Source organism: Amycolatopsis sp. NPDC059021 (assembly GCF_042739895.1).
In the GTDB taxonomy this organism is placed as follows: domain Bacteria; phylum Actinomycetota; class Actinomycetes; order Mycobacteriales; family Pseudonocardiaceae; genus Amycolatopsis.
The window spans coordinates 1-6,670 of sequence record NZ_JBHYIQ010000194.1 but is presented as its reverse complement, the minus strand read 5'-3'; the positions used below and the strand labels follow the sequence as shown (position 1 = coordinate 6,670).

Annotated in this window: 7 protein-coding genes; 4 read left to right on the top strand and 3 right to left on the bottom strand. The window is 69.9% G+C overall.

Annotated features, from left to right (window positions below; genetic code table 11):
- Both ACFWX1_RS47670 and ACFWX1_RS47665 read right to left on the bottom strand, forming a co-directional pair.
- The coding region (locus ACFWX1_RS47670) for a dihydrodipicolinate synthase family protein (RefSeq protein WP_378396565.1) at positions 1-348 on the bottom strand (348 nt) is incomplete at its 3' end.
- Between the two features lie 52 nt (positions 349-400).
- The gene (locus ACFWX1_RS47665; RefSeq protein WP_378396564.1) at positions 401-1,912 is read right to left on the bottom strand and encodes a sodium:solute symporter family protein; all 1,512 of its coding nucleotides are present in this window, start codon (positions 1,910-1,912) and stop codon (positions 401-403) included.
- Positions 1,913-2,075: 163 nt separating this feature from the next.
- Here ACFWX1_RS47665 and ACFWX1_RS47660 point away from each other — a divergent pair, with 163 nt between their 5' ends.
- Together ACFWX1_RS47660 and ACFWX1_RS47655 are read left to right on the top strand one after the other, a co-directional pair.
- On the top strand, positions 2,076-2,897 hold the full coding sequence (locus ACFWX1_RS47660) for an IclR family transcriptional regulator (protein WP_378396563.1): 822 nt from the start codon (positions 2,076-2,078) through the stop codon (positions 2,895-2,897).
- Positions 2,898-2,959: 62 nt separating this feature from the next.
- Complete coding sequence (locus ACFWX1_RS47655; protein WP_378396562.1) at positions 2,960-3,784, top strand: NAD-dependent epimerase/dehydratase family protein; 825 nt, start codon at positions 2,960-2,962, stop codon at positions 3,782-3,784.
- On the opposite strand, the gene ACFWX1_RS47650 is transcribed toward ACFWX1_RS47655, so the two are convergent.
- The gene (locus tag ACFWX1_RS47650; protein ID WP_378396561.1) at positions 3,785-4,336 is read right to left on the bottom strand and encodes a DUF6817 domain-containing protein; all 552 of its coding nucleotides are present in this window, start codon (positions 4,334-4,336) and stop codon (positions 3,785-3,787) included.
- A gap of 152 nt (positions 4,337-4,488) precedes the next feature.
- Here ACFWX1_RS47650 and ACFWX1_RS47645 point away from each other — a divergent pair, with 152 nt between their 5' ends.
- Positions 4,489-5,373, top strand: coding sequence for a LysR family transcriptional regulator (locus tag ACFWX1_RS47645; RefSeq protein WP_378396560.1), 885 nt, complete (start codon positions 4,489-4,491; stop codon positions 5,371-5,373).
- 101 nt (positions 5,374-5,474) lie between these two features.
- Positions 5,475-6,530, top strand: coding sequence for a chitinase (locus ACFWX1_RS47640; RefSeq protein ID WP_378396559.1), 1,056 nt, complete (start codon positions 5,475-5,477; stop codon positions 6,528-6,530).
- Positions 6,531-6,670: the final 140 nt, after the last annotated feature.

The window sequence follows — 6,670 nt, the reverse complement described above, 5'->3', positions numbered from 1 at the left end:
GCCGGGGCGGGTGGGGGGGGGGCTGGTCGTCGCCGGGCGCGCCCCCCCCCCGGGGGGGGGGGGCGCCGCGGGCGCCCGCGCGCGGGCCGGCCCGCCGCCGGCACCGACCCAGACCGGGACCCGGCCGCCGGCCACCTCACGCGCCTTCGCCAGTACCGCCGCGTGCTCGGCCGGGGAAAGCGAGCTCAGCTCGCCGGTCCCGCAGGCGACGAACACCGCGCCGGCCCCGGCGGCCACGTGGCTCTCCACGTTCTCCGCGAACGCGTCGAGGTTCAGCTCGAGGTCCTCGGTGAACGGGGTGAGGGGGAACGCCAGCAGGCCGTCCAGCTCGATCTTGGGCTGTGCCATCAGTTTCTGCTCTTTTCGTCCTTGTCGGTTGTGGCCAGGATGCGGCCGGGTGCTAGGCGGGCACGGTGGAGCCCTCCTTCACACCCGCCGAGGCGACCTCGTCGTCGCTGCCGATGGTGTCGATGATGACGTCGGTGGTGTCCCTGCGCTCGGGCGCGATCAGCCCCAGCCCGGTGTAGAGCACCAGCGAAACCAGGACCGGGGTCGCGATGAGCGCCGTCTGGCTGACGTCGAACACGTAGTAGACCAGTCCGTACGCGATGAGCCCGCCCGCCCAGGAGACGATCGCCGCCCGCGCCCCGCACCGGCGGAACCAGGGCAGCATGCCCAGCAGCAACGGGATGGAGATCGGGCCCATCAGCGCCGCCACCCAGTTCACCACGATCTGCAGCACGCCGCCCAGGTTCTGCGCCTGTGTCGCGACGATCATGGTCAGCACCACGAAGGTCACCGTGGTGATCCGGGCGGCCTTGAGGCCCTGGACGTCGGTCCACCGGCGGGCCTTGCGGAACATCACCGGGATCATGTCGCGGGTGATGACCGCGGAGATCGCGTTCGCGTCGGAGGACACCATCGCCATGGTGTGCGAGAAGATGCCGGCGAGCACCAGCCCGATCAGGCCGGGCGGCAGGAACGTCGTGGTCATGATCGCGTAGGAGTTGTTCGGGTTCTTGACGCCGGGGATCAGCAGCGGCGCGGCGAACATCGGGAACATCAGCACCAGCGGCCAGATCAGGTACAGCGCCGAGGAGAGCCGGGCGCCGCGCCGGGCCGCCTGGGTGTTCGGCGCGGCCATGTACCGCTGCGCCAGGTTCCACATGCCCCCGTTGTACTCGAACGTCTTCACCAGCACGTAGACGAGAAGGAAGATCGTGGTGTACTTCGGCGTCGTCGGGTTGACGTGGGCCGAGGGCAGCTTGTCCCACATGGTCCACAGCGCCGAGACGCCGCCGAGCTTGCCCAGCACGACCACGATCATCACGATCGCGGCGATGGCCTGGATGACGAACTGGCCCAGTTCGGTGAGCGCGTCCGCCCACAGGCCGCCGACCGTGCAGTAGAAGAGGGTGACCACGCCGGTGATGAGGATGCCCAGGTTGTAGTCCACCCCGGCGAACACGTTCAGCAGCGTGGCGACCGCGAACCACTTGGCGGCGATGTCGAAGATCTTCAGCAGGCTGCCGCTCCACGCCAGCACCTGCTGGGTGGGCACGTTGTACCGCTTGGCGAGGTACTCCAGCGGTGAGGCCACGCCGAGCTTCGACCGCAGCTTGTTCCAGCGCGCGGCGAACAGCCAGCTGCCGATCGCGACGCCGATGCCGATGCTGGCGAAGCCCCAGAAGTACACGGTGATGCCGTCGGTGTACGCGACCCCCGCGTACGCGACGAAGAGGACGGCGCTGTAGCCGGACATGTGGTGCGAGATCCCGGTCAGCCACCAGGGCATCTTCCCGCCGGCCGTGAAGAAGTCCTTCACGTCACCGACCTTCTTGTGCGACCACCAGCCGATCACCACCATGAGCCCGAAATAAGCGCACATCATCGCCCAGTCGAGTAAGTGCACCGCTGACTCCCTTCCGCGTCCACGTCGATGCGGTTCACATCCATGAACGGAGTCTGTTATAGTGATTATGTTCATCCATAAGAACGCTGTTCGGCACGCTAATATGGCCGCAGTCACAAATCAAGGCACAGTCAGCAGGCAACGGCCGGTTGGAGGAGTACAGATGCCGCAGAAGGCCGACAGTCCCGCGGTGGCCGGTGCCCCCAGGGCGGCAGGCGCCGAGGAGACGGCCGGGGTCAAGTCGGCCCGTCGCGCCGTCGATCTCATCGAGACCTTCGCGGCCAACGACGTCTGGCTGTCCCTTTCCGATCTCCACGCGCGGACCGGCTTCCCCCGCTCGAGCCTGCACGGGCTGCTGCGGACACTGCTCGACGCGGGCTGGCTGGAGGCGGACCCGAACACCGCGCGCTACCGGCTCGGCGTCCGCGCGCTGATCTGCGGCACGGCCTACCTCGACCGGGACGCCGTCGTCCCATTCGCGACCGAGGCACTGGAGCGCATCCGCGAGAAGACCGGCTTCACGGCGCACTTCGCGCGCCGCAACGGCACCGAGGTCGTCTACCTCGAAACACGCGAGGCGCAACGGTCGACGCATCTCGTGTCGCGTGTCGGCCGGACACTGCCCACGCACGCGACGGCGCTGGGCAAGGCACTGCTGGCCGAGCTGACCCGCGACGAGATCGACCAGCTGATGCCCGCCGAACTGCCCGCCCTCACCCCGAACACGATCACCACCCGCGAGGCGCTGCACGCCGAATGCGCCGCGACCCGGGAACGTGGCTACGCCTCGGAAGTCGAGGAGGGCACGCTCGGCGTCCGCTGCGTGGCCGCGGTGATCCCCTACCGCATCCCCGGCACCGACGCGATCAGCTGCTCGATGCCCATCTCGCAGGTCAGCGACGCCGAGGCCAAGCTCGTCGGCGAGCTGCTGGCCGAGGCCACCGCGGAACTCGGCAGGCAGCTGCGCCGCGCCGGTATCCGCTGAGAAACTCCCCGCCGCCGCCTTCACCGTCCACTTCGGACATTCCTTGGAAAGGACCTCGACACATGGCAGACCAGCGCGTGCTGATCACCGGCTCGGCGGGCGTCGTCGGCACCCTGATGCGCCCGAGGCTGCGCCGCGAGGGCCGGGTGCTGCGCCTGCTCGACCTCGCCCCGCAGCCCGCCGCCGAGCCCGGCGAGGCGGTCGAGGTACGCACCGGTTCGGTGACCGACGCCGAGGCGATGGCGTCGGCCTGCGAAGGCGTGGACGCGGTGATCCACCTGGGCGGGCACAGCCGGGAGAATTCCTGGGAGGCCACCCTCGACGTCAACATCGACGGGACGCACACCGTGCTCGAAGCGGCGCGGGCGGCCGGGGTGTCCCGGGTGATCCTGGCGTCGAGCAACCACTCCGTCGGCTTCCGCCGCACCGACGAGGGCGGCGCCACCGGCCTGCCCGCGGACTCCCCGCCCCGCCCGGACACCTACTACGGCGTCAGCAAGGCGGCGATCGAGGCGCTCGGCAGCCTGTACCACTCGCGATTCGGGATGGACGTCATCGTCATCCGGATCGGCTCGTGCTTCGAAACGCCGCTGCCGCTGGGCCCGCGCGGCCTCACCACCTGGCTCTCCCCCGACGACGGCGCCCGGCTCTTCGAAGCCTGCCTCGCCGCGCCGTCGCCGGGATACCGGCTGATCTGGGGCGTCTCGGACAACACCCGGCGGATCTACTCGCTGACCGAGGCCGAGGCGCTGGGCTACAAGTCACTCGACAACGCCGAGACCTACGCCGAGCAGCTGGCGGACAGGCCCGCACCCACCGGGATCGCCGCCGAGTACGTCGGCGGCCCGTTCTGCACGGCACCGCTGGGCGAGTTCAACCCGCTCTGATCACTCGCCGTCCACAATGGACTCCGCGGCGACGTGGTCCCGCCAGGCGTGTTCACTGAGCAGGGGGCGGAATCGGGTCAGCAGAGCCAAAATCCCGGCACCCGCGTGGCGGGCGAACTCGGCGCTCGCGAAGACGAGATCGAGCTCGTTGGCCGCGGTGAGTTCGGCGAAGTCCCTTCGTTGCTGCCAGGAGGGCATGAACTCGTCGGCCGAGAACCGGTCCACCATCGGCGCGCCTTCGGCGAGTCGCGGGTAGGAAGCCGCCCGGCCACAGGCACCGTACAGATAGACGAGTTCCTCGGCCTCGGCACCGATCACCGCCGCGAGTTCGGCGCGACGCCCGAGTGGCATCAGCGCCGTCGGGAAGCCGTCCGTTCCGTACGCGGCGTGACACAGCCCTGCGAGCCGCAGCGCGGGCCGCGCTTCCCAGCGCGCCAGCCGTTCTTCGACCCGGACCAGATGAGCCAGCAAAGTCCCGCCGGGGTGCTCGATCTCCGCCGCGTCGTACCGGTCGAGCAACGCGACCGCGGTGGCGACTTGCTGCGTGTCCATTCCGTTCCCTCCCTTTCGGGTCGGCACCCCGCTCTCCTCGCGCGGAGAGCGGGGTTGCCGCCCTTGGCCGGCCGTCACCATCGTGTTCCCGCGGGTGCTCCCGGTCAATTCTCGGGTTTACTGGCAGAGATCCAAGTTTTAGCTTGGGTCTTATGACCTTGGAGGATCTCCGTGTCTTCATCGCCGTGTGCGAGCGCGGCAGCCTGAGCGCCGTCGCCCGTGACCTGTCCCGCAGCCAGTCGGCGGTGAGCCAGCACATCAAGCGGCTGGAACAGGAGGCGGGCCTGGCATTGGTGGAGCGCAGGCCCCGGGGAGTCGTGCCGACGCAGGCGGGCCGGCTCCTGCACGCCGCGGCCCGTGACAGCCTCAACGGCATCGACTCGGCGGTCCGGCGGCTGCGCGATCTCGCCGAAGGCACCGCCGGCGAAGTCCGCGTCACCACCGGCGCCACGACCATCCGGCATTTCCTGGCGGACGGCGTCCTCGCCTTCCGGAAGCGCTTTCCCGAGGTGCGGCTGGAGTTCCGCACGCGGGTCTCCAGCCGCGCCTGCCTGGCCGCGCTGCTCGCGGACGAGGCCGACCTCGCCCTGATCACGATCGGCGATCCCGTCCGCGGGATCGAACAGCACCCGTTCATCGAACTCCCGTGGTCGCTCGCGGTCAGCGCCGACGACCCGCTCGCCCGCCGCGACCACCTCGACCTGGCCGAGCTGGAAGGAATTCCGCACATCCGGCTGCCGGAGAACTCGACGGCACAGACGCAGCTGGACGCGCAGCTGGCCGAGCACAGGGTCGGGCGGACGGCGGCGGTCGGCGCGGCGGACTGGGACACCGTGGTCCTGCTGGCGGAGCTGGGAGTGGGCCGGGCCATCGTGCCCACGCTGCCCGGCTGGCACGCCTCCCGGCATCCGCGGCTGCGGCTCGTCCCGCTGCCCGAACTGCCGCCGCTGACGGCGGGCTGGGGTGTCCGGCGATGGGAAACGCTTCCCCCGTTCGCCCGTGCCTTCGCCGAAACCGTCGCCGCGAACCTGGTCTAGACCACCCGATAGTAGGTAGTCAGGGCAGGGAAAGCGCGCCTACATTGGGCCGGACCGCCGCGCTCTCCGCTTCAGCAGGAAACTCCGGATGGGAGCTGGGTATGTTCGGTCGGATAGCACGTGCGCTCGGAATCGGCCTGGCGGCCACGACCGCCGTGTCGCTGGTCGTGCTGGGCCAGGCGGACGCGTCGGCGCAGGGCGAAACGTGCGCGGTGAAGTCCAGGCCCACGGGCAAGGTGGTGCAGGGTTACTGGGAGAACTGGGACGGCGCCGCGAACGGCGTCCACCCGCCGATGGGGTGGATCCCGATCACCGACGCCAGGATGGCCGCGCACGGCTACAACGTGATCAACGCGGCGTTCCCGGTCATCCAGTCGGACGGCACCGTGCTCTGGGAAGACGGCATGGACTCGACGGTCAAGGTGGCCACCCCCGCCGAGATGTGCGCGGCGAAGGAAGCGGGAGCCACCATCCTGATGTCCATCGGCGGCGCGGCGGCGGGCATCGACCTCAACTCGTCCGCGGTGGCCGACCGGTTCGTCGCCACCATCGTGCCGATCCTCAAGAAGTACAACTTCGACGGGATCGACATCGACATCGAGACCGGACTGGTCGGGGGTAGCAGCATCACCACGCCATCGCCGTCGCAGTCCAACCTGATGCGCATCATCGACGGCGTGCTCGGCCAGATGCCGCCGAACTTCGGCCTCACCATGGCGCCGGAAACCGCCTACGTCACCGGCGGCAGCGTCACCTACGGCTCGATCTGGGGCGCGTACCTGCCGATCGTCAAGAAGTACGCCGACAACGGGCGGCTGTGGTGGCTCAACATGCAGTACTACAACGGAAGCATGTACGGCTGCTCCGGTGACTCCTACCAGGCGGGCACGGTCGAAGGCTTCACGAAGCAGACCGACTGCCTGAACAAGGGGCTCGTCGTGCAGGGCACCACGATCCGCGTCCCGTTCGACAAGCAGGTCCCGGGGCTGCCTGCCCAGCCCGGCGCCGGCGGCGGCTACATGTCGCCGGGCCTGGTCGCCCAGGCGTGGCAAAAGTACTCCGGCGCGTTGAAGGGTCTCATGACCTGGTCGATCAACTGGGATGGTTCGCGGAACTGGACCTTCGGCAACAACGCGAAGTCGTTGCAGGGCCGCTGATCCCGGCGGAGGGGGGGGGGGGCGGGGGCGGGCAGGGGGGCGCGGCCCCCCGGCCGCATGGAGAGGCACCCCCCCCGGCCCCGACGCGCGCCGCCAGGCGGTGGAGGGAGCGGGCGGGGGGGGGGGCGCGGGGCACCCCC

What these genes read in the sequence shown, in the direction of transcription:
- ACFWX1_RS47660 (WP_378396563.1), top strand. Translation starts at nt 2,076, where the DNA reads ATGCCGCAGAAGGCCGACAGTCCCGCGGTGGCCGGTGCCCCCAGGGCG.
- ACFWX1_RS47655 (WP_378396562.1), top strand. Translation starts at nt 2,960, where the DNA reads ATGGCAGACCAGCGCGTGCTGATCACCGGCTCGGCGGGCGTCGTCGGC.
- ACFWX1_RS47650 (WP_378396561.1), bottom strand. Translation starts at nt 4,336, where the DNA reads ATGGACACGCAGCAAGTCGCCACCGCGGTCGCGTTGCTCGACCGGTAC.
- ACFWX1_RS47645 (WP_378396560.1), top strand. Translation starts at nt 4,489, where the DNA reads ATGACCTTGGAGGATCTCCGTGTCTTCATCGCCGTGTGCGAGCGCGGC.
- ACFWX1_RS47640 (WP_378396559.1), top strand. Translation starts at nt 5,475, where the DNA reads ATGTTCGGTCGGATAGCACGTGCGCTCGGAATCGGCCTGGCGGCCACG.